Annotated in this window: 18 protein-coding genes; 9 read left to right on the top strand and 9 right to left on the bottom strand. The window is 73.0% G+C overall.

Annotated features, from left to right (window positions below; genetic code table 11):
• Nucleotides 1-225 precede the first annotated feature (225 nt).
• Nucleotides 226-951 carry a TIGR02391 family protein gene (locus O2W17_RS04210; protein ID WP_269191145.1) on the top strand — a complete coding sequence of 242 codons (726 nt, stop codon included), beginning with the start codon at nucleotides 226-228 and terminating at the stop codon, nucleotides 949-951.
• 453 nt (nucleotides 952-1,404) lie between these two features.
• On the opposite strand, the gene O2W17_RS04205 is transcribed toward O2W17_RS04210, so the two are convergent.
• From O2W17_RS04205 to O2W17_RS04190, 4 genes are all read right to left on the bottom strand, one after another.
• Nucleotides 1,405-1,875, bottom strand: a complete 471-nt coding sequence (locus O2W17_RS04205) for a tyrosine-type recombinase/integrase (protein ID WP_269191144.1) — start codon at nucleotides 1,873-1,875, stop codon at nucleotides 1,405-1,407.
• A gap of 207 nt (nucleotides 1,876-2,082) precedes the next feature.
• Nucleotides 2,083-5,928 carry a hypothetical protein gene (locus O2W17_RS04200; RefSeq protein WP_269191143.1) on the bottom strand — a complete coding sequence of 1,282 codons (3,846 nt, stop codon included), beginning with the start codon at nucleotides 5,926-5,928 and terminating at the stop codon, nucleotides 2,083-2,085.
• Nucleotides 5,929-6,147: 219 nt separating this feature from the next.
• A complete protein-coding gene (locus O2W17_RS04195) occupies nucleotides 6,148-7,236 on the bottom strand; it encodes a zinc-dependent alcohol dehydrogenase (protein WP_269191142.1) in 1,089 nt (362 codons plus the stop codon).
• Entirely contained in the window at nucleotides 7,233-8,189 is a 957-nt protein-coding gene (locus tag O2W17_RS04190) for a Gfo/Idh/MocA family protein (RefSeq protein ID WP_269191141.1), read from the bottom strand. Before O2W17_RS04190 ends, O2W17_RS04195 begins: the two co-directional genes overlap by 4 nt.
• A gap of 118 nt (nucleotides 8,190-8,307) precedes the next feature.
• Here O2W17_RS04190 and O2W17_RS04185 point away from each other — a divergent pair, with 118 nt between their 5' ends.
• From O2W17_RS04185 to O2W17_RS04175, 3 genes are all read left to right on the top strand, one after another.
• Complete coding sequence (locus tag O2W17_RS04185) at nucleotides 8,308-9,276, top strand: glucosyl-3-phosphoglycerate synthase (protein ID WP_269191140.1); 969 nt, start codon at nucleotides 8,308-8,310, stop codon at nucleotides 9,274-9,276.
• Entirely contained in the window at nucleotides 9,273-10,439 is a 1,167-nt protein-coding gene (locus tag O2W17_RS04180) for a glycosyltransferase (protein ID WP_269191139.1), read from the top strand. The genes O2W17_RS04185 and O2W17_RS04180 overlap by 4 nt, the downstream gene beginning before the upstream one ends.
• A 174-nt stretch (nucleotides 10,440-10,613) precedes the next feature.
• Nucleotides 10,614-10,937 carry an STAS domain-containing protein gene (locus tag O2W17_RS04175; RefSeq protein WP_269191138.1) on the top strand — a complete coding sequence of 108 codons (324 nt, stop codon included), beginning with the start codon at nucleotides 10,614-10,616 and terminating at the stop codon, nucleotides 10,935-10,937.
• On the opposite strand, the gene O2W17_RS04170 is transcribed toward O2W17_RS04175, so the two are convergent.
• On the bottom strand, nucleotides 10,924-11,547 hold the full coding sequence (locus O2W17_RS04170; protein WP_269191137.1) for a TetR/AcrR family transcriptional regulator: 624 nt from the start codon (nucleotides 11,545-11,547) through the stop codon (nucleotides 10,924-10,926). The two genes, O2W17_RS04175 and O2W17_RS04170, sit on opposite strands and share 14 nt — an antisense overlap.
• Nucleotides 11,548-11,647: 100 nt before the next feature.
• Between O2W17_RS04170 and O2W17_RS04165 the strand changes: the two genes are divergently transcribed.
• On the top strand, nucleotides 11,648-12,919 hold the full coding sequence (locus O2W17_RS04165; protein WP_269191136.1) for a flavin-containing monooxygenase: 1,272 nt from the start codon (nucleotides 11,648-11,650) through the stop codon (nucleotides 12,917-12,919).
• A 16-nt stretch (nucleotides 12,920-12,935) separates the two neighbouring features.
• A complete protein-coding gene (locus O2W17_RS04160; protein ID WP_269191135.1) occupies nucleotides 12,936-13,892 on the top strand; it encodes an NAD-dependent epimerase/dehydratase family protein in 957 nt (318 codons plus the stop codon).
• Nucleotides 13,893-13,903: 11 nt separating this feature from the next.
• On the opposite strand, the gene O2W17_RS04155 is transcribed toward O2W17_RS04160, so the two are convergent.
• The 4 genes from O2W17_RS04155 to O2W17_RS22265 all read right to left on the bottom strand — a co-directional run bounded on the left by O2W17_RS04155 (nucleotide 13,904) and on the right by O2W17_RS22265 (nucleotide 16,243).
• Nucleotides 13,904-14,197: a flagellar FlbD family protein gene (locus O2W17_RS04155; RefSeq protein WP_269191134.1), complete on the bottom strand. Its 294-nt coding sequence runs from the start codon at nucleotides 14,195-14,197 to the stop codon at nucleotides 13,904-13,906.
• A gap of 193 nt (nucleotides 14,198-14,390) precedes the next feature.
• Nucleotides 14,391-15,329 carry a siderophore-interacting protein gene (locus O2W17_RS04150; RefSeq protein ID WP_269191133.1) on the bottom strand — a complete coding sequence of 313 codons (939 nt, stop codon included), beginning with the start codon at nucleotides 15,327-15,329 and terminating at the stop codon, nucleotides 14,391-14,393.
• A gap of 214 nt (nucleotides 15,330-15,543) precedes the next feature.
• A complete protein-coding gene (gene bfr, locus O2W17_RS04145; RefSeq protein ID WP_269191132.1) occupies nucleotides 15,544-16,005 on the bottom strand; it encodes a bacterioferritin in 462 nt (153 codons plus the stop codon).
• Between the two features lie 7 nt (nucleotides 16,006-16,012).
• A complete protein-coding gene (locus tag O2W17_RS22265; RefSeq protein ID WP_442864507.1) occupies nucleotides 16,013-16,243 on the bottom strand; it encodes a (2Fe-2S)-binding protein in 231 nt (76 codons plus the stop codon).
• 140 nt (nucleotides 16,244-16,383) lie between these two features.
• Between O2W17_RS22265 and O2W17_RS04140 the strand changes: the two genes are divergently transcribed.
• From O2W17_RS04140 to O2W17_RS04130, 3 genes are read left to right on the top strand one after another with little or no spacing between them, the layout of a single operon-like run.
• Nucleotides 16,384-17,166 (top strand): isocitrate lyase/PEP mutase family protein, encoded by a 783-nt coding sequence (locus O2W17_RS04140; protein ID WP_269191131.1) that lies wholly within the window; start codon nucleotides 16,384-16,386, stop codon nucleotides 17,164-17,166.
• A 7-nt stretch (nucleotides 17,167-17,173) separates the two neighbouring features.
• Nucleotides 17,174-17,698 carry a class I SAM-dependent methyltransferase gene (locus O2W17_RS04135; protein WP_269191130.1) on the top strand — a complete coding sequence of 175 codons (525 nt, stop codon included), beginning with the start codon at nucleotides 17,174-17,176 and terminating at the stop codon, nucleotides 17,696-17,698.
• A gap of 32 nt (nucleotides 17,699-17,730) precedes the next feature.
• Nucleotides 17,731-18,909, top strand: a complete 1,179-nt coding sequence (locus tag O2W17_RS04130; protein ID WP_269191129.1) for an acyl-CoA dehydrogenase family protein — start codon at nucleotides 17,731-17,733, stop codon at nucleotides 18,907-18,909.
• Nucleotides 18,910-18,914 lie beyond the last annotated feature (5 nt).

Raw genomic sequence — 18,914 nt, 5'->3', positions numbered from 1 at the left:
AGCAGCAGATGACGTGGGCGCTAGCGCCCCTTCCGTCCTGGTAGCAGCAAGCGACGACGACCATCACTTCAGCTAGCTCCTGCCTCGTCGCACTCACCTTTGCCCAGATGATGCCACCCAGACCGACACCGTCAGTGGATCTCGCGGGAGTTGGAGCAGCCCAGGGGAGGGAGGGGAGACGTACTGGCGACCTGGGCACAAGATTATGGACGTTATGTTGGATTGGTGGTCATCGACGTTGGCTGGGCGCTCGGCCAGCTCCAGCAGTTCATCTCGCTTGACGATCTCCGCCAGCAGCGGGAGCTGACCGCGGCGCGGCGCGGCGGCTACGACGACACCGCGGACCACCCGTTGGTCGCTGAAGCGCCAGTCATCGAGCAAATCCTGGATCGAGTCACCCCTGCTTGGCGCTCCCAAGTCGACCAAGACCCGATGGACCGGTGGCTCCAGCACCGCGAAGCTTCCCGCCGGGCGATGACCATGCTCAGTCGCGCCGAGGAGCTCCGGCAACGCCTCGGCGACGACGCTCCCACCCTCAACGCCGGACACCTGCATCCGTGGGTGTGGGAAGGGGCACGGTCCATGTGGCAGAGCGGCCACTTCCGCCAGGCAGTGGTCGACGCCGCTAAGCGCATCAACGCCGAGACTCAGAACAAGCTCACTACCCGGGCTAGCTCAGAAACCGACCTGACAAACCAAGCCTTCAGCGACGACCTGCCGAAGACTGACCGCCCGCGGCTCCGCTTACCCGAGGACGACGATGGCAAGACCGCGAAAAGCATGCGCCGGGGCATCCGCGCCTACGCTGAAGGCTGTTTCGCCGCCATCCGCAACCCCGCCGCCCATGATGACCTCGACGAGATGACGGAGGACGAGGCACTGGAGCAGCTGGCTGCCTTCAGCGTCCTGGCCCGTTGGATCGACCGCGCGAAGGTCGTGACCGCACCGTGAGCGAGCGGGCTGCAGCAGGGTCTCCATCGACAGACCACGCAGGGACAGCCGCGCGAGCTGCTCAAGCGCCTCGGTAGCCGTCGCGGGGTGAGTGTTGTGCGTGCCGTCCACGGCAGGGCCTCCAGTGGGGACACCGGGGGTGAGTTGCCTCGGCAGCGGGACCCATCACGGGCTCGCATCGCGGCTACGCCGCTGCTGAACGCAGGTTCCGACGCAGGTGCAAATCGCTGCCGGAAGCGACGGTAAGCGCCCACGCGGCAGATGGACGGGGAGACAGGCGAAGCGTGGCTGCGGGAGCGGCGTGGGGCGCATCGGCGGCCATCTCTGGTTGCATTTCTGGTTGCAGTTGGCTCGGTTCGATCTTGGTTCGCGGTCGTTCGCCCTCGTCCGACGGAGCGCGAACTCCCTGCTCAGCCGACCCTTTCGGACATCTGCGGACTTTGGCGAACGCGATCATGACGGCCTGGCAGTGTGGGGGTCAGGGGTTCGAGTCCCCTCAGCTCCACCCCGATGACCAGGCCGTTCCCCTTCGGGGGAGCGGCCTGAGTCGTCTCTAGTTGCAGTTTGCCTGCCCTGACCTGGCAGCAGCAGGGCGTCCAGCCGGTCGGCGGCCTCGCGGGCCAGCGCCGGCATGACGTGGCTGCAGATGTCCATGGCCGTGCGCATCTGGCCGTGGCCCAGCAGCTCCATGACCACCCGCGGGTGCACGTTCTCGCTCAGCAGCAAGGTGGCGGCGGTGTGCCGGCAGTCGTGCAGGCGAACGTGGCGGACGCCGGCTGCCTGCAGCAGGCGGGTCCAGTCGTCATGGTCGGTCTTCTTGTCGATCGGCCGGCCGTTGAGCTGGGCGAAGACCAGGTCCTCGTCGTGCCACTCGGAGCCGGCCAGCATCCGCTCGCCGAGCTGCGCGGCCCTGTGCCGGTGCATTTTGGCGACCAGCGGCAGTCATCTCCGACGTCAGCAGCGGGCTGAAGGCCGCCTTCGCCGCGGTGCTCCCCGGTGCCGCCTGGTAGCGCCGCCCTGTGCACTTGAGTCCAGGTGGGTGGCTTGTTCCGGTCATGTTCGAGGCCGCTCAACCACCCCGGGAACGTTCGCTCAGGTGTGTAGAACCAGATGAAGCGGCATGAGGACCCCTCAGTCCTGAGACAGCCAACCCTCGTTTCTGACCACGCGCAGCTGGACCTCGTGCGGGCTCCGGTGGGTCCTGGCGAGATCCTGCTGCACGGTGCGCTCGACGGCGTAGGCGCGCTTGCCCAGCGCCTCGCCGCGCGGCTCTGTTACCACCAGCCGAGCGTCCCCCTTCACCCGGCCGTCGCGGTCCCGGCGGAAACGCTGATGCACCACGCGCGCGTCCGCGACGGCGTCCTGCACCAGCTCTGCCGGGTCGAGTGTCACGTGGTCGGCGTGACTGCCCGGCCAGCTCCACTGCAGCCAGAGCGTCTCCGGCGGCGAGCCGGTCCTGGCCTCGGCCTGGCAGCACGTCTGCGGGACGTCAAGTCGAGTGACCATCAGGGCGCGCCCTTCGACGGCGCCCATCAGGTCGTGGTCGCGGGGACTGATCGCGAGGAAGCCCGCGAGCGATGCCAGGGCTGGCCTCGACGTCGCGTCGTGAGGAGATCCAGCCGACGACGGTGGTGGGGCTGTGGGTCTGCGCAGCACCAGCGAGACCAACGGTTGATCCAGTAGCCGCGTCACCGACACCGAGACGACGTCCACTCCGGCCTTCTTGACCAGGCTGCACATGCTGACGGCGGCGCCGACGTCGTAGCCGGTCGTGGACCCTGCCATCGTCACGAGCGCCACGTGACCATCGTGGCGCCGTCCGTCCACGATGGCGGCATCCGCATCCCATGGCTCGGAGGCGCACATCGTTCCGTTCCCGGGCCGGGGGTCTCGCACAACCGGCCGCCAGTGGGGTCCTGCGCCAGTCGCGGCGTCTGTCACGTAAAGTCGAGCGTCCATTTCGGCGCAGAGCCCGGCCAGGTACCGGGTTAGCGCCAGTCGACCAGTGGATTGCCCGGGTGTCTGCTCCTCAGCCTTGCGTCGCTCGGCTCCATCCGTCTTCGGCAGGTCGCTTTCCCGCCGGGAGGCCGCCGCGGCGCCAGCAGTGACCTCGCCGTCGGGCAGCGCGACGGACAGCCGCAGCACGTGCCGCTCTCTGCCCCGGGGCCCAGCGGCCGCCGTCTCGGAGTGGGACGCCCTCGGCGCTCCGGGGTACTCCAGCTCTCTGACCATCATGTCGACCGACCCAGGCCTGGCCGACCCGTCCAAGAGGCGTTCGAGCAGCTCCGCTCCCCGTGCCCCATCCGTGACCTCGATCAGGAAGTGGAACGTGCTGAGGGTGCGCGCGAAGGCGCCGGGCCCCAGGGGTGCCGCGAGGACGTAACTTCCACCGGCCGCGGTGGAGGCAGCGCTGGTCATCTGTGGACGGTCCGGGATAGCACCGTTGAGCGGACGGGCACGGACACGGACGGTGAAGTGGCCCTCGCGGCTCGTCAGGGCCTCGATCGGCTCGTCCGGCGAGGGCGTCCAGCTGGCGTCGACGGCTCGTGACGGTGTCCCTGTGGCGCCGGCATTCGGCCACGGCCCGGCGGTGACACGGCGCCGGAGGTAAGTGTCGCTCCGGGTATCGGACGAGTGCTCGACGACCAGCTCGACACCCGACCTCCCGGCGGTGACGGCACGAGCAGCGGCACGCGCCAGCTCGGCGCCGCGCAGTGACCGTCGGCTAGTTGACGTCCGCCGGTCCGCCCGAGCCGACGTGTTCTCCTCCGCCAAAACGCCCCAGGACCAGGGCCAGGGCCAGGGCCAGGGGAGAGCTTGCTCGAGCGCCGCGAGCTCTTTCCCGACCCCGACTCCGTCCCACGCCGACTCCACCCGGCGGTCCCACCGGGCGACCTGCACCGGCCGGGCGTCGATGGCGTCGAAGACCACGTCAGCGGAGCGCTCCTCCGTCTGGAGGGCCTCGGCCGGGCCTCCGGTGTGGTTCCGCAACCACCAGGGGACGTCCGCCGATGCGGGGATCGAGCGGTTTCGGCGACGGCGGCGTTGCCCCTTCTCCGCTGCACTGAAGAGCCAACACAAGAACAGGGCAGCCGCGACCCACACGTAGGGCGCCAGGTGGTCCTCCACCCACGGCAACAGGTGCGGCGGGGGTGCCCATGCCGTGGCGACGGCCACGGCGAGGCCCGAGGTGAGGATGACCGAGAAGTAGGCGACATTGCGCGGCACGGCGCGGAGCTGCCCCAGGACCGAGTTGGTGTTCGGTATGTCGAGACGGGCTAGCAGGATGCCGGGCACGAGCAACAGGACGGCTACCAAGGCGTCGGCCTGGATGTCCTTCTTCGCGGTTCCGCTGAACTGGAGCACGGCGCCGAGGCCGACGACGATGCCGAACAACCCAAGGAGCATGTAGAACACGCTGTCGGCCAGCGCAGGCCTCTCGTCGGCCAGGGTCAGGAACACCCGCGCCCGGATGGGTTCGAGACTGGGGGTTCCGAAGCCGAGTGGCTGGTGACGCCACTGGGCGTGTGCCCCGTTCTCCCGAGGATCGTTCTCGACGAGAATCTCCTCGCCGAGCCGGGCGTCGCTCAGCCAGCCGGCGATTCTCGGCAACCCCAGGGTGAAGTGCCCCGGTCGCAGGTTCTCGGTCTCGAGGCAGTCGCGGAACGTTCGGGTCGCGAGGAGATCGGCCAGCTCGTCCAGCTGGGCCAAGCTGACGTCGCCCCGGGCCAGCGCAGCGAGCGGCGAATCCTTCGGGTCTCCGGAGGGATCGGCGCCCGGCGAATCCAGGGACGCGGAGCCGAGTTCCTGATTTTCGATGTACCGGCAGTACCGCCGGTACTCGAGGTTTCGCCGCCGCCCGAGCTGGACGAGTTTAGAGACCACGGCCTCGAGTTCGAGCCACAGCGCCTCTTCCTCGACCTCCTCTGGTCCGCTTCGCCCGCGCTGCTCGAGCGCGGTGGAGAGGTCCTTCATCTCGCGGCCGAGGTCGGCCACCGCGGCCTTGTCCACATCGCTGCAGAGGATGTATCGGCGTACGTAGATCTCTTCCGCGACCTCTACGGTCACGTGGTACGAGCCGAGGGATCGAGCGATCTCGGTGCGGTAGTCGATCGTGTACTCGCGGCCAGGGGTCATTTGCAAGAGCCGCGATCTCGATTGGAGCGCGGCGGGGATCAGCGGCGCCTCGAACTGCAGGTGCGACTGCGACGTCTTCGCCGGGAGCATCACCACGAGGACGTACTCGGTGTAGGCGACCTCGATGAGCCGGTCCAGGGACTGTTGGAGATCCGGCGGCATCCCGGCCAGAAACGCCCGGGCGTCCGCGTGGGCGTCCTCGACGGGTCGCCGGCCGGCCCCGTCGGCCGACGTCGGTGGAGGCTCCGGGGAGTCGCGGCCGATCGGCCCCTCCTCGATCAGCGACTCCAGTGCCCGAATGATCAACCACATCGACTTGGGTGTCAGGCGGTCGGCCCGCGATCCCCGGATCAGCTTGAGTAGCCGGCTGAGCCCGGCGACCAAGGTCTTCGACGCTGCGCGCTGGGTCAGTCGTGGCAGCACCTGGTCGGACGCATCCCGGACGACGACGGGACTCAGGTCCATCCGGCTGTGCCGGGAGACCGGTACCCACAGGTGTGTCGCGCCATCGGCCTCGGTGGAGGCGTCCGGCGGGATGAGGCCCCGCCGGACGGTGAGTGCTGCACGTTGTTCGCCCGTCAGGCCGCGGAGGTCGACGTCTAGCGTGACCAGTCGGCGGACATGGCTCTTGTCGATGACGCGCAGGCTGTCGGTCACGCGTGAGACGTGTTCGAGCCGCAAGGACAGGTCCAGGATGACGAGTCCCGCCGCCTCGTCAGCCGCAGAGGTTTCCGGTCGGGATGTCGGTACGGCCGTGCGCTCCATCCACCGCAACAACTCATGGAAGACCGGAAGCCCGTCCTCCGCCGTCTTCCTGTCTACCCCTGCGACGTTCGGCATGGAGCCATCCCCCAGTGACGGCCAGTGTCGAACGCACATGTTGCGTCAGATGCGCGGAAGACGCCAAGCAAGCACGTCATCGGATGCGCCGCGCAGGATCGCCTCGACTTGCGGGAACTGGCGGCCGAGCATGCCGGCGACGACGTCGAATCGGGAGTGCACGCGATAGCTCTGGTCCGTTCTCGTTGGTCGAGGTGCATCCCGGTCGCGGCCGGCCGCTCAGGACGGCGCAACCTCGAGCACCGCCGACAGCGCGTGGCGGCGCCGGTCGCTGAGGTCGGCGAAGAAGGCCGGCGCGTCGTCGAAGGGGACGACGTCGGTGAGCAGGTGTGCGCGGACGAGGTCGCCGGAGCCCGCCAGCAGGGCCAGGGTCTCCCGCGAGAGCCGGGCGCGGTCCCACAGGTGCGCCAGTCCCCGCGGCACCCGTCCGATCTGGGCGCACCGCACCGACAGCCCGTTGTGGTGGAACTCCTCGCCGAGGGCGAGGTCGGCGGCGCCGCCGGTGTAGAAGGCGAGGTCGACCACGGTCGCCTGGGGCCGGGCACAGCGCAGGGCGGTCGCCAGTGCCGCGGACTGCCCGCGGCACTGGAACACCACGTCGGCGCCGTGGTCGGCCGTGCCGTGCCGCCACCTCGTCTTGAGTTCCCGGGCCACGTCCGGGGTGTCGTCGACGGCGGTCAGCCCGAGGCCGGTTGCGGCGGCCCGCCGCTCGCGGGTGGGGTCGACGACGACGACCTCGGCGGCCCCGTGCACCCGGGCGAGCAACCCGACCAGCAGGCCGATCGCCCCGCCGCCGACCACCACCACGAGCCGGCCGGCGACGCCGTCGGCCAGCCTCGTGCCCCCGGCGTCGGCGGCGGCGTGCAGCAGCCCGTTCGCGCAGATGGGCCCGAGGTGGGCCACGTAGACGCCGAGCCGCGGGTCGAGCCCGGCGGGCAGCGGCACCACGTGCTGGCCCACCGGGTCGCCGTGGACGACGGTCGAGTGGCCGTAGGCCATCGCCACGACCGCCCCCGCGGCCACCGCGGCGGTGCGGCTGTCGGTCACCCGGGCGACCTCCATGTAGCCCAGCCGTCGCACCGGGAACGACCGGGTGGCCCCGGCCGGGCCGAACAGGCCGAGCTCGGCGTCCCAGCCGGTCGCCAGGTACGGGCTGGTCCCGCGGTACCAGGTCAGCTCGGTCCCCGCGGACACCCCGCTGTACAGCGTCTCCGCCCGGAACCGGCCGTCGGCCAGTGGCGGCTCCGGTGTCTCCTCGATCTCGAGGACCCCGGCCCGCGGCACCACGAGCGTCCGCACGGTGCTCACCGGCCCACCCGGACGGACGTCCCGGTGCGCGCGGCCTCGGCCACCGCCCAGCCCAGGCGGTGGGTGGCCAGGGCCTCGGCGACGTCCACCAGCCCCGGCGGTGCGGCCCGGCCGGACACCACGTCGACGAACGCCCGGTCGACGGCGGTGCGCGGCTCGACGGTCGGGGCGGTGTCCTCGTCGCCCGCGGGGGTGCGCACCCGCAGCGTGGTCTCGGTGAGGTGGACCGACGTCCCGTCGGCGACCACCTCCAGCCCGGCCGCGGTCGGCGCCGGGAGCACGCAGGAGGTGCTGACCGTCCCCACCGCGCCCGACACCAGCCGCAGCACGGCGGCGGTCGCGTCGGGCACGTCGCGCCCCTCCCGCGTGGACGGCGCCGCGCCGCCGACCACCTCGGCGACCTCGCCGGCCAGTACCCGGACCAGGTCCAGCACGTGCGTTGCCTGCTCCACGAGCTGACCGCCCGACCGGTCCGAGCGGCTCCACCAGGCCGGCGGTGGCGTCGTGCCCCACCAGCGCGCGTCGACCAGGCGCACCGGGCGGCCGGCCAGCGCGGTCCGCGCCCGGCCGACGGTGTCCAGGTGCCGCCAGTGGTAGCCGGTCGCCGTCGGCAGGCCGGCGGCCGCCACCGCCGCGGCCACCCGCTCGGCCGTCGGCAGGTCCGCGGCCAGCGGCTTCTCCACGAAGAAGGGCAGCCCGGCGCGGATCACCGCCTGCTCGAGGTCGCCGTGGGCGAAGGGTGGGACGCAGAGCCACACGGCGTCCGGCCGCCGGCCGAGCAGGTCGGCCAGGTCGCGGGCCTCCGGTGCCCCGACCTCGGCGGCCAGGGCCGCCGCCGCACCGGGGCCGGCGTCCCAGATCCCGGTCAGCTCGACGTCCTCGAAGCCCGACAGCACACGCGCATGGCGGGCGCCGACGCCGCCCGCCCCGACCAAGCCCACCCGGATGCCCATGCCGGCATCGTGCCGTCCCGGTGCAGGTGCCGCGCGCGTTCCCGGTGACGGGCGGCCCGCCGACCGGTATCCAGTGCCGACGGGGATGAGACGGCAGCACCCGACCGAGAGGGCAGGAATGCGCACCGACGTCGCCCACTGGCTGCACCGCCGGACCTTCCGCGCGCTGGACTACGACCCGCACCTCCTGCTCGAGCGCAAACGCTGCCAGGACCTCACGGTGAGCGTGGTGCTGCCCGCGCTGGACGAGGAGCGGACGGTCGGCGCGATCGTCACCGCCCTCCGCCGCGACCTCGTCGACGGGGTGCCGCTCGTCGACGAGGTGGTCGTGGTCGACAGCGGGTCCACCGACCGGACCGCGGCCTGCGCCCGGGACGCCGGGGCGCGCGTCGTCCACGTCGACGACGTCCTGCCCGAGCGCGGGCACGTCCCGGGCAAGGGCGAGGCGCTCTGGAAGTCGCTGTACGTGACGTCCGGGGACCTGCTGGCGTTCGTGGACTCCGACCTCGTGGCGTTCGACCCCGTCTTCGTCGTGGGACTGCTCGGCCCGTTGCTCACCGACCCGACGATCGGGTACGTCAAGGGGCTCTACGACCGGCCGCTGGCGACCAGCGAGGGCCTCGCGCCCACCGGCGGCGGGCGGGTCACCGAGCTGACCGCGCGCCCGCTGCTCGGGGCGCTGTGGCCGCACCTGTCGGGGTTCGTGCAGCCGCTGTCCGGCGAGTACGCCGGCCGGCGGGAGCTGCTCGAGCAGGTGCCGTTCGTCTCCCACTACGGCGTCGAGCTGGGTCTGCTCATCGACCTCGCCGAGCTCGCCGGCATCGACGCCCTGGCCCAGGTGGACCTCGGCACGCGCCGGCACGGCCACCAGAGCGACGCCGCCCTCGGGCGGATGGCCGGGCAGGTGCTGCAGACGGCGCTGGCCCGCTGCCCGGGCGTCGGGGTCCCCGGCGACACGCTGGTGCAGTACGTGCGGACGGGCATGGCGATCGAGGCGGTGACCTGGGAGGTGGGCGTGCGCGAGCGGCCGCCGATGCGCACGGTGCCCGGCTACCGCGGAGCGCGCGTCCCCGGGGCGGGCCGGTGAAGATCCTCATGGACGCCGGCCCGTGGCTGCCGGTGCCGCCGGTCGGCTACGGGGGGCTGGAGAACGTCGTCGCGACGCTCACCACCGAGCTGCGCCGTCGCGGGCACACGGTCGTCCTGGCCACCGTCGGGGACAGCACGCTACCGGCTGACGGCCGGGTGGCCGCCTTCCCGAGCGGGCGCTTCGAGCGGCTGGCCGCCCCGTACCCGGAGGTCACGGGCGTCGCGCACGCGCACGCGTCCGCGGTCGTCGAGGAGATCCGCCGGCACGAGGACGCCGGGGTCCCCTTCGACCTGGTGCACACGCACCTGGAGGTCGTCGGCCCGGCGGTGCTGGGTGCCCTGGGCCCGGCCGCGCCGCCCGTGCTGCACACGCTGCACTGGGACCTGCGGCGCAACGCGGACTTCTACGCCCGCTTCGACGGCCGGGGTCGGGTCTTCTTCGCCGGCGTCTCGGAGTCGCAGGTTGCCCGGGGGCCCGCGGCGCTGCGGCGGCAGACCCTGGGCGCGGTGCCGCTCGCCGTCCCGATCCCGGCGCAGCCGCCGGTGCCGCGGGACGAGCGGTCCGACGCCGTCCTGGTCCTGTCCCGGCTGTGCGAGGCGAAGGGCACCGACGTCGCGCTGCGTGCCTGCCGTGCGGCCGGGGTGCCGCTCGTCCTCGCCGGGCCGGTCGGCGGGCAGCCCGACCGCGCCTCCCTCGAGGCGGCGCTCGCCGATCCGGCCCACCCGGTGGCCGGCTACCCCGATGTCCGGTGGTTCCTCGAGCACGTCGACCCGCTGCTCGACGACGACCGGGCCCGCTGGATCGGCAGCGTGTCGGGCGCGGAGAAGGAGGACCTGCTCCGCCGGTCGCGGGCGGTGCTGTTCCCGATCCGGTGGCCCGAACCCGGAGGGACGGCGGTGTGCGAGGCGCTCGCCGCGGGAACGCCGGTCATCGCCCACCCGCGGGGCTGCCTGCCCTCCCTCGTCGAGCACGGGGTCACCGGCTTCCTGGCCGAGGACGAGGACGCCTTCGTCGCGGCGCTGCACCGCCTCGACGAGATCGACCCGGCGGCGTGCGCCTCGGCGGCCGCCGGCCGCTTCGCGCCGGCCGTCATGGCCGACGGCTACGAGGCGCTCTACGCCGAGGTGCTGCACCGGGCGGCTGTTCCGCAAGCCGTGTAGGTCTGCCCCGACCCGGGCCTGGCCCGGCGGCGGATCGGATCGGGTCGGATCGAAACAGCAGGTGAGGACGCCGCGGGGTTGCGTCGGCCGGGGTCGCCGTGACAGGTTGTTTACGTCGTAAACACTGGGGTCCAGCGTCGGCCTGCCGCCCCCGACCTCCCGGAGCCCGTCTGCATGCCCCCGATCGACGTCCCTGCTGCCGGCTCGATCCGGACCGCGCCCACGGACGGCGGCCTCCTCCTCGTGCTGGCCGGGGAGGTCGACGCCGCGGTCGTCCTCGCCTTCGAGGCCTCGGCGCCGCCGCCGTCGGCCGGCGCGGTCGTCGCCGTCGATGCCGCGGCCGTGACGTTCATCGGCGCCGCCGGAGTGAGCCTGGTGCTGCGGCAGACGGCCGCCCTGCGCGCGGCCGGCCGCCGGCCGGAGCTGCACCGGCCGTCCCGTGCGATGCAGCGGATCCTCCGCCTCACCGAGCTGGAGGCCGAGTTCACCTGGCGCTAGGCGGGGGCCCGGGCGCCGCCGACGACGTGCCGATGCCGTTCAGGAGCATCGACCAGAAGTGGTCGGCCACCTCGTCGGTGGAGAGCGGGCCGCCGCGGCTGAACCACTGGTAGGTCCAGTTCATCAGCGACAGCACCGCGAGGCTCGTCATCCCCGGGTCCACGTCGCCGAACTCGCCGGCCTCGTTGCCGGCCGCGATGACGTCGGCGACCAGCTGCCGGTAGCGGGATCGCTGCGCCGCGACCGAAGTGCGGGCGTCGGGCGGCAGCTCCCGGTAGCTCTCGAAGAAGATCCGCAGGTGCCCCGGGTGGGAGTCCATCAGGCCGATGACGTCCCGCATCATCGCCCGGAGCTCGTCGCGCGGCCCGAGCCGCCCGGCCCCGAGCCGGTCCAGGTGGCGGTCGATGACGACGGTCATCAGCGTGCCGTGCAGTTCGACCAGCAGCTCGTCCTTGCTGCGGAAGTAGTGGTAGAGCGACGCCTTGCGGATTCCGGTGCGGTCGGCGATCGCCTGCATCGACGTCTCGTGGTAACCGTTCCGGTCGAACAGGTCGGCGGCGACCCCGATGATCTGGGCGCGCCGCGGGTTCGCGGCTCCGGCGCTGCTCACGGGGCCGGACAGTACCAGCGCATTGACAGCCAGAGACGCCGCTCACTAGCCTTCCGACCGGCCGGTAGGAATGGCGACGACGCACGGGACGGAGCGCTCGTTGGAGGTCTGCATCATCGGCGCGGGGGCCTCCGGCGTGACGGTCGCCAAGAGCCTGCGGCAGCGGGGTGTCGACTTCGACTGGTTCGAGAAGGGGTCGGCGCTGGGCGGTCTGTGGCGCTACGACAACGACAGCGGCACCTCGTCGGCCTACCGCTCGCTGCAGATCGACACCAGCTCGCGCAGCCTCGCGTACCCGGACTTCCCGGTGCCGCCCGGCCGGCCGGCGTACCTCCGTGCGCGCCACGTGCTGGAGTACCTGGAGAGCTACGCGGCCGAGTTCGGCGTCGCGGACGCGGTCCAGACGTCGACCGAGGTCCTCTCGGTGCAGCGGCTGGGCAGCCGGTGGTCGGTCACCACCGACCGGCACGGCGCCCGGACCTACGACGCGGTCGTCGTCGCCAACGGGCACCTGAGCGTGCCCCGGCGCCCCTCCTTCCCGGGGACGTTCACGGGGGAGGAGCTGCACTCCCACGACTACCGGACGCCGGAGCCGTTCAGCGGCAGGTCCGTCGTCGTGGTCGGGATGGGCAACTCCGGCTGCGACATCGCCGTCGACCTCGCCCGGGTCGCCGGGCAGGTGCACCTCTCCACGCGGCGCAGCGCCTGGGTCCTGCCCAAGTACCTCCTGGGCGTGCCGACCGACCGGTGGTCGGCGTTCCTGACACGCAAGCTGCGGCTGCCGACGCCGCTCGCCCGGAACGTGGTGAAGACGGTGGCCCGCGTCGCCGTCGGACCGCAGGAGCGCTTCGGCGTGCCGAAGCCGGCCCACCCGATCCACCGCGAGCACGCCACGATCGGCCAGGAGCTGCTGCAGTACGTGGCCTACGACTGGATCCGGGTGCGGCCCGACATCGCGTCGTTCGACGGGCGCGAGGTCCGCTTCACCGACGGAACCAGCACGACCGCCGACGCCGTCGTCTACGCGACCGGGTACGACCCCTCGTTCCCGTTCCTGCCCGCCGATCTCGTGGCGCGGGCCGAGAGCGGGCAGCTGTACCGCCGCATCGCGCACCCCGAGGCGCCCGGCCTGTACTTCGCGGGCCTGGTGCAGCCCGTCGGGCCGACGATCCCGCTGGTCGAGATCCAGGGCCGGTGGATCGCCCGGGTGCTGACCGAGGAGGTGCCGCTACCGGATGCGGAGACGATGGCTCAGGAGATCGCGGCGCACCGCCGGTGGGTGGACGCGACCTTCGTGAACTCGGCGCGCTACCGCCTCGAGGTCGATTTCCGGACGTACGCGGGGCAGCTGCGGCGCGACATGGCCGCGTGAGGCCCGAGGAGGAGACATGCACGTGCTCGTCACCGGTGGCACCGGGATCATCGGCAGCCTGACCGGTCGCACGCTCGCCGGGCGCGGCCACCGCGTCCGGCTGCTCGACGTCGCCCCGGACCCGGTCGCGCTGGCGCGGAACGGCGGGCAGACCGGCGACGTCGAGGTCGTCCCGGGGGACGTGCTGTCCTTCGGCGACGTCGGCGCAGCGGCTCGGGACGTCGACGTGATCGTGCACCTCGCGTACAGCCTCGGGGAGGCCACGAACCGGCGCCCGTACGCCGCCACCCAGCTGAACGTCCAGGGCACCGCGACGGTGCTCGAGGCGGCGCGGCTGTTCGGGGTGCAGCGCGTGGTGCTCGCCAGTTCCATCGCCGTCTACGGCGCCGACGGGGCGTACGCGCCGGCGGAGCTCCCGCTCACCGAGGACGCCGCTCCGTACCTCGCCGCGGGCATGCCGCTCTACGGCGCCGGGAAGCTCTACCTCGAGCAGCTCGCCCGGGTGTACCGCAGCACGCACGACCTGCTGTGCGTGGGCATCCGGCCGAGCCCGGTCTACGGGCCGGGCGGGGTGCGCGGGGTGTCGGGGTGGCTCTCCGGGGCGATCGAGGGAGCCGCCACGGGGCGGACCGTCACGGTGGGCCGCGGCGACGCGCGGATGAGCCTCGTCCACGTCGAGGACGTCGCCGAGCAGCTCGTGCGGCTGGTCGAGCTCGACGCGGCGGCGTTCGGCGACCGCCACTTCTTCAACACCGGAGGCGACGCCACGACCATGCGGGAGCTCGCCGCGCTGGTCCGGGAGATCGTGCCGGAGGCCCGGTTCGAGGTCACCTCGGACGGGGAGCGGGACGTCGCCGGCCTGGCCACGCAGGTGAGCGGCCGGGCCCTCGGCGAGCTGATCGGCTACGAGCGCCGCTACGACCTCGCCTCGGGCCTGCGCGCGCACATCGAGGCGACCCGCCCGCCCGCCTGAACCTGCGGTGATCAGTCCTGCGCGGCGCTCCGGTCCGGGACGGCGCGGGCCAGGGCGGCCGCGCGGCGGGCGAGCCGGGTCGCCGTCGGCGTGGCGGCGTAGCCGTTGACCAGCTTCGCGCGGGCCGCGAGCGCGCCGGCGCGGTGCACCGCGATGGAGCGCAGGACGTCCTCGAAGTCGCTCGCGACCACGTAGTGCGTGCCGTCGACGAGGTGGACGACGGTGTCGCCGCGCCGCTCGATGCGCTCGATGTGGTCGGGGTCGACGGAGAAGTGCTCGCCGTTGAGGCAGGTCACTGCGATCACCAGAGCGGTCCTTTCGCACCAGTCGGCCCGGGGACCGGTGGACCGGCCCGGAGATCGGTCCGGCACCGGGGCCATCGGCGCCCGGGAGCCCGTGCTGGAGCACCGCGCGGCCGACTACGCCCGATCGGGTGACCGGCCGGTCGGGACCGGAGGGGCAGGCGCGGCGCGCCGGCCCGGTGTCGGCGCAGGCCCGTCAGTCGGAGCCGCGGCCCTCGCGCCAGTAGCCCATGAAGGCCACCGACCGGCGGTCGATGCCGACCTCCTGGACCAGGTGGCGGCGCAGCCCCTTGACCACGCCGGCCTCCCCGGCCAGCCAGGCGTACACGCCGGAGGACGCCGTCGGGGCGGCGTCCACGGCGGGGATCTCCCAGAGGATCTCGGCATCGACGTCGACGTCGGACAGCTCGACCACGGGGGAGGGGGCCAGCAGGTCGCCCAGCTCGTGGACCGTCTCGGCCACCGCGGCGGCGAGCAGCTGCCCCCGCGGCGCGGCGGCCGTCCCGTCGGCGGGCCAGCGGGGGAGCCAGCTGATCCGGACGCCGCTCGGGGCCGCCACGTCCAGCGCGTCGGCGGCCGTCGGCACCTCGAGCAGGACCCGGGCGTGCTGCCCGCCCGGCAGGCTCTCGACGATCGCGCAGATCGCCGGGACCGCGGTCTCATCACCCGCGAGGAGCAGGCACGAGGCGTCCGCCGGCGGGTGCCACTCGAAGCCGCCGGTCGGTCCGGGGAACGAGGCGTTCGGGGCGACCAGCACCACCTCGTCGCCGACGCCCGCCCGCTCGGCCCAGGCCGACGCCGGGCCGGTGGCGCCGTGCAGCACGAAGTCGACGTCGACCTCGCCCACCTCGGTGCGCAGTGCCCGGATCGTGTACGTGCGGATCGGCATCCGGCGCTCCGGCGGCAGTGCCCGCCACGCGCCGTACCAGTCGTCGCCGGCCGGGCAGTCGAGGGTGCCGCGACCGGGCAGCGGGAGCATGACCTTGATCCGCTGGTCGAAGCCGTTGGAGGCGAAGGCGTCCATCTCCGGACCGGTGAAGGTGACCCGCAGGAAGCTCGGGCTCAGCCGCTGCACCCGCGCGACCCGCACCGGGAAGGTGCGGTAGGCGGGAACCTGCAGGGTCTCGACGGTCACGGCGTCTCCCGGGCTCCGGCAGGTGCAGGCCGTCTCTCGACTTAGGCTAGCCTCACCTGGCTTCCGGCAGTCTTGCACACGCCGGCCGGGCGATCCAGAGCGTGCCCACCGGGCTCGACGCGCTCGAGGGCTTCCTGGTCGGCTCACCGCGGGGACGGCGAGGGCCCCCTCCCGGGATCGGGAGGGGGCCCTCGGTGCGCCGGGGCGGGTCCGCTCAGGGCGTGTCGGTGACGATCTGCGCGGCCAGGTACTGCGGGGCGCCGACCCGCTCGATGGCGGCGAGCTGCGCTTCGAACCAGTCGGCGTGCTTCTCCTCGTCGAGGACCATCTCCTCGAAGACCGAGGCGGTGCCGTGGTCACCGAGGTCGTGGCACTCCTTGGCGGAGGCGTTGAACTGGGCGACGGCGGCCTTCTCGCTGTCGAGGGCGAGCACCAGCATCTCCTCGGCGGTCTCGCCCACCCGGATCGCACCGAGACGCTGCAGGTTGGGGTGGCCGTCGAAGAGCAGGATCCGCTGGATGAGGGCGTCGGCGTCGCGCATCTCGTCGATGGAGAGGTCGTAGAAGACCTTGCCGAGCTTGGGCAGGCCCCAGGCGTCGAGCATCCGGGCGTTGAGGAAGTACGTGTTGGTGACCGTGAGTTCGAAGGTCAGCGCGTCGTTCAGCAGTTCGACCACGCGGGGGCTAACGGGCTGCACCGGATACTCCCAGCTCTCGCTCGGCCGGGCGCTCGGTGGTGCGCTCGGCTCGCACCGGGCAATGCTGACACACGAGGTCCCGGAGCGAGTCGACGCAGTTGCCGCAGGTCCGTCCGGCACCGGTGGCCCGGGCGACGTCAGCGATGCAGGTCGCGCCGTTGGCGATCGCCTCGAGGATGTCGCGGTCGGTCACCACGTTGCAGTGGCACACGTACATGCAGCGGTCGCCTTACGGGAGACGGCGGGCGGGCGGGCCCCGGTGCGGGCACCGGGGCGTCGGGTGGAGGTTAGCCTCTCCTAACCGCTCCGCGCCAGACCGGCTGGTCAGGTTCTGCCGGCGGCCCCTAGGTTGCCGTCATGCCCGACCCGGCGTCCCGCGCCCGCGCGCTCCTGAGGCTCCAGACCGGTCCGCGGATCCTCGTCCTGGCCAACGTCTGGGACGTGACCTCGGCCAGGGTCGTCGCCGGGACGGCCGGGACCGGCGCCCTGGCCACCGCCAGCCACTCCATCGCCGCGTCCCTGGGGTACGAGGACGGCGAGCGCATCCCGCTGGACCTGCACCTGGACGTGGTGCGGCGGATCACCGCCGCCGTGGACCTGCCGGTGTCGGTGGACCTGGAGGCCGGCTACGGGGATCCGGGCGGGACGGCGCAGCGCGCGATCGCGGCCGGCGCGGTGGGCGGCAACCTGGAGGACGGGATGCGGCCGCTGGACGAGGCGGTGGCCGCGGTGGGGGAGGTGCTGGTGGCCGGCCGCGCCGCGGGCCTCGACTTCGTGCTGAACGCCCGGACCGACGCCGTCCTGCACGCTCCCGACGGCGCCGACCGCGCCGCGCTGCTCGACGAGGCGGTGCGCCGGGGGCGGGCCTTCCTGGCGGCGGGGGCGGCCGCGGTGTTCGTGCCGGGCGTGGCGGCGGCCGCCGAGATCGCCGCGCTGGTCGAGGCGCTGGGGCGCGGGCGGCTCAGCGTGCTGGCCGTCCCGGGGGCCACGCCACCGGTCGCCGAGCTGGAGCGGCTGGGCGTCGCCCGGGTCTCCACCGGTCCGTTCGCGCAGCGGGTGGCGCTCACCGCACTGCAGGACGCGACGGCGGCGCTGCTGGCGGGCGGCGCGCTGCCGCCCGGTACCCGGATGCTCAGCTGAGGTGCCCGTGCGGGCCTCCGAGCGGCTGGCCTGGGCGGCCGGCGTGGTCGCACCCGCCCCGGGGCAGCGCGTGCTGGAGGTCGGCTGCGGCCACGGCGTGCTCGTCGACCTGCTCGCCGGACGGCCGGGAGCGGGTCCGCTGGTCGCCGTCGACCGCTCGGCGACCATGGTGGCCGCGGCCACCCGGCGCAACCGCGCCGCGATCGAGGCCGGGCGGGTGAGCCTGCAGACCGCGACGCTGGCCACGGCCGACCTCCTGGAGCACTCGTTCGACGTCGTCGTGTCGTTCGACGTCCGGGCGTTCTGGACGCCGCCGGCGCCGGAGTGGGACGTCGTCCGGCGCGTGCTCGCGCCCGGCGGTCGCGTCCTCGTGGCCTTCTCGGTGATGGGCCCGGGCGCCGACGAGGCGATCCGGACGGCGGTCCGCCGCGTCGCCGGGGAGCGCGGCTTCGCCGAGCACGCCGTCCACCGGGCCGCCACGGCACCGACGCCGTCGGCCGCGATCGAGTTGCGGCCCACGCCGGACGGGTAGGGGCCGGAGGACATCGACGAGAGGACCTGCACGTGAGCGACGACGTGATCACCGGAGACCTCTACGCCTACGAGTCGCTGCTGTCGGCCGAGGAGCGCGAGGAACTGGCCGGCATCCGGGACTTCCTGCAGACCGAGGTCAAGCCCGGGGTCAACGAGCACTGGGAGGCCGCCACCTTCCCGATGGACCTGATCCCGCGGTTCGCCGAGGCCGGGCTGGTCGGCCGCAGCTACGACACCGAGGGCTCCCCGCGGGGCTCCCGCCTGTTCACCGGCTTCATCTCCCTGGAGGCCTCCCGGGTCGACCCGTCGATGGCCACCTTCCTCGGCGTGCACAACGGGCTGGCGATGGGATCGATCGTCACCCTCGGCTCCGAGGAGCAGAAGCGCCGCTGGCTGCCGGGCATGCTCGCGCTGGACAAGATCGGCTGCTTCGCGCTCACCGAGCCGCACGGTGGCTCCGACGTCGCGCTCGGCCTGGAGACCACGGCCCGGCGCGACGGCGACGAGTGGGTGATCGACGGCGCCAAGCGGTGGATCGGCAACGGCACCTTCGCCGACCTCGTTGTCGTCTTCGCCCGCGACGTCGCCGACGACTCGGTGAAGACGTTCGTCGTCGAGAAGGGCACCGCCGGGTTCACCGCGACCAAGATGGAGGGCAAGTACGCGCTGCGCACGGTGCAGAACGCGGACATCACCTTCGAGGGCTGCCGCATCCCGGCGGAGAACAAGCTCGAGCACGGCAACACGTTCAAGGACGTGAACCGGGTGCTCAAGCTGACCCGCGGCGGGGTCGCCTGGAACGCCGTCGGCTGCCAGATGGGGGCGTTCGAGGCCGCGCTGGCCTACGCCAAGGAGCGGGAGCAGTTCGGCCGCCCGATCGCCGGCTTCCAGCTGATCCAGGACCTGCTGGCGCGGATGGCCGGCAACGTCACGGCCAGCCTCGGCATGGCCGTCCGCGTGGCGCAGCTGCAGGAGGAGGGGGTGTTCCGGGACGACCACGCCGCGCTGGCCAAGAGCTACGTGACCAGCCAGGCGCGGGAGACCGTGGGCTGGGCGCGCGAGCTGCTCGGTGGCAACGGCATCCTGCTCGAGCGCGACGTCGTCCGGTTCTTCAACGACGCCGAGGCGCTCTACTCCTACGAGGGCACCCGGGAGATCAACCAGCTCATCGTCGGCCGGGCGCTCACCGGGATCAGCGCCTTCGTCTGAGGCAG

The sequence above is a fragment of the Blastococcus sp. VKM Ac-2987 genome (assembly GCF_026967805.1).
In the GTDB taxonomy this organism is placed as follows: Bacteria; Actinomycetota; Actinomycetes; order Mycobacteriales; family Geodermatophilaceae; genus Blastococcus.
Note: the sequence above shows the minus strand (reverse complement) of the source record. Positions and strands in the feature narration are given on the sequence as shown.